General features: G+C 60.0%; 2 protein-coding genes. One reads left to right on the top strand and one right to left on the bottom strand.

All coding sequences use genetic code 11. The features are described from left to right. Nucleotides 1–440: 440 nt before the first annotated feature. Nucleotides 441–1463, bottom strand: a complete 1023-nt coding sequence (locus ACRESJ_RS01365; protein WP_431756274.1) for an alpha/beta hydrolase — start codon at nt 1461–1463, stop codon at nt 441–443. Between the two features lie 207 nt (nt 1464–1670). On the opposite strand from ACRESJ_RS01365, the gene ACRESJ_RS01360 reads away from it, so the two are divergent. After that, a complete protein-coding gene (locus tag ACRESJ_RS01360; RefSeq protein ID WP_431756273.1) occupies nt 1671–2555 on the top strand; it encodes a LysR family transcriptional regulator in 885 nt (294 codons plus the stop codon). Nucleotides 2556–2717 lie beyond the last annotated feature (162 nt).

Genomic DNA, 2717 nt, shown 5'->3' with positions numbered 1-2717 from the left:
TCGCTGGCACCTACATGCGATGAGTTCGACTGCGTCGAACGGCGCTGCGCGCCAATCCCCGGATGAACACCTCCACTCAGCCTGCCGAGGGGGCGGGTGGATCAAGATCAAAAGCTGCAGGCGAGCTAACGCTCGGCCTGTTGAGTGGGGAAGAGCATGGGTGTACTCCGTTCTGCATTTGCTTTTCTGTGGGAGCTGGCTTGCCAGCGAAGGCGGCCTGACAGCCGACCCGATTTCACGGCTGTACTCGATCCCTTGTGGGAGCAAGCCAGCTCCCACAGATTTGCGGTGTTTGATGATGTTTTGGGCCACACAAATCAGTAGGAGCCGGCTTGCTGGCGATTGCGGTGGTGAATGTGACGCCACAACGCAGCCTGCGGCAGTTCCTGCAGGGAAACGCTTTCCCTGTAGGAGCTGCCGCAGGCTGCGATCTTTTGCTTTTAAGGTTTCAGATGAGTCTTGAGCTCCAGCGCCGCCTGGCGCACCGCTGCCTGCACTTCTGGAATCTGGCTCAGCGGATTGAGCAGGCCAAAGTCGTGGATCATGCCGTTGTAGCGCACCGAGGTTACCGGCACACCTGCCGCGTCGAGGTGGCGGGCGTAGGCTTCACCTTCGTCGCGCAATACGTCGAACTCGGCGGTCTGCACCAGCGCGGCGGGCAAGCCTTTGAGTTGTTCGGCACTGGCGTTCAGTGGCGAGGCGTGGATCTGAGCGCGTTCGCCTGCATCGGTGGTGTAGTTGTCCCAGAACCATTTCATCATGCCTTGGGTCAGGAAATGGCCTTCGGCAAATTGCTGATACGAGCCGTTGTCGAACTGCGCATTGGTCACTGGCCACATCAACAGCTGGAAGCGCAGGGCCGGTGTTTTCTGTTCCTTGGCCATCAACGCCACGACCGCTGCCATGTTGCCGCCGACGCTGTTGCCGGCGACCGCCAGACGCTTGCCATCGACACCGATGTCCTTGCCGTGCTCGGCCACCCAACGGGTCGCCGCATAGGCTTGATTGATCGCCGTCGGATACTGCGCTTCAGGGGATGGTGTGTAATCGACGTACACCGCGACGGCGCCGGAACCCACCACCAGGTCGCGAATCAGGCGCTGGTGAGTCGGGAAGTCGCCCAACACCCAACCGCCACCGTGGAAGAACATGAACACCGGCAACTCGCCTTTGACCTTGGCCGGACGGACGATTTTCAGGTTGATGGCCTGGCCGTCGACCTTGATTGCCCGATCGCTGACTTCAACACCCGACAGGTCAACCTTCACCGAGGCCTGGGCACCGGTCAGCACCGCCCGTGCGTCTTTCGGGCTCAGTTGCTCCAGCGGTTTACCGCCGCCAGCCGCCAGGGCTTCGAGGAAGGCTTGGGTGTTGTGTTCGACGCCGGGACTGCCTGCGGCGAATGCGTTGCCTACGGCGAGGGCGAGGAGGGAAGCGGTCAGGGTTTTTTTGACGATGTTCATGGTTAATTCCTTTTTTTGTAGGAGCTGCCGGAGGCTGCGGTCCTTTGATTTTTTAGATTGGAGGGCGTCAGAAGGTTGGATCAAAAGATCGCGGCCTTCGGCAGCTCCTACACGCGGGCTTCATCAGCACCGTGAGCACAGATTAATAGGGTGTCGAAAACGGAAAAAGCCGTTATAAAGCGTTTAACTGTCAACCAAGGCGTGACAATGAACCCGTTCGAAGATATGCGTATTTTTTGCCAGGTGATGGACTCCGGCAGCTTCACCGCCGCCGCCGATCAACTGGGCCTGTCCAAGCAATTCGTCAGCCGACGCTTGATGCAGCTTGAAGAACGCCTGGGCGTGCGCCTGCTCAATCGATCAACCCGGCGACTGGATGTCACGCCCCTGGGGCAGAGTTACTACGAATCCGCCCTGCGCCTGCTGGGCGAAGTCGAGCAAGTGGAGCAGGGTATCGCCGGGCAGACCACCGAGCCGCGTGGCACCATTCGTATCAGTGCGCCGTTGTCGTTTGCGCTGGCTCATCTGGGGTGTTTGCTGCCGCTGTTTTTGCAGCGCTATCGGGACGTCACGGTGGAAGTGGATTTGAGCGATCGACCGGTGGATCTGCTCGGCGAGGGCTACGACCTGGCGCTGCGCATCGGCACCCTCGAAGACTCGACACTGATCGCCCGGCGCATCGCGTCCATCGAGCGCGTGTATTGCGCAAGTCCCGCGTACCTGCTCGAACGCGGCACGCCGCTTAATCCCGAAGATCTGCATGCCCATGACTGCCTGCCCTACGGCCATGGCCGGCAAGTGCAATGGCGTTTCGCAGGGCAGGGCAAGCCGCTGGTTGTGAATGTCACCGGACGCATGCGGGTCAACAACGGCGAGTTGCTCAAGGATGCGGCGATTGCCGGGATGGGGATCACGTACTTGCCGACGTTCATCGTCGGTTCGGCGTTGAAAGATGGACGACTGGTGCCGGTGTTGGATGAGTTTCGACCGGAGCCGCTGACATTGTCGGCGGTGTATCCGCAGCATCGGCAGTCGTCTCGGCCGGTGCAGGCGTTGATTGAGTTTTTGCGTGAGCGGTTGGATCAGGCTTGAGGGGGGCGCAATCGAATGTGCGAGGTTGCTGGCGATGGGGGTGGCACATTCGACATCTTCTTTGAATGTGATGGCCTCTTCGCGGGCAAGCCTCGCTCCTACAGTGGTGATTGGTCGGTCACAGAATTTGCGATCAACCGAAAATCAGTGTGGGAGCTAGCC

It is taken from the genome of Pseudomonas sp., from assembly GCF_050739655.1.
In the GTDB taxonomy this organism is placed as follows: Bacteria; Pseudomonadota; Gammaproteobacteria; order Pseudomonadales; family Pseudomonadaceae; genus Aquipseudomonas.
This window is presented reverse-complemented; position numbering and strand designations above follow the sequence as displayed.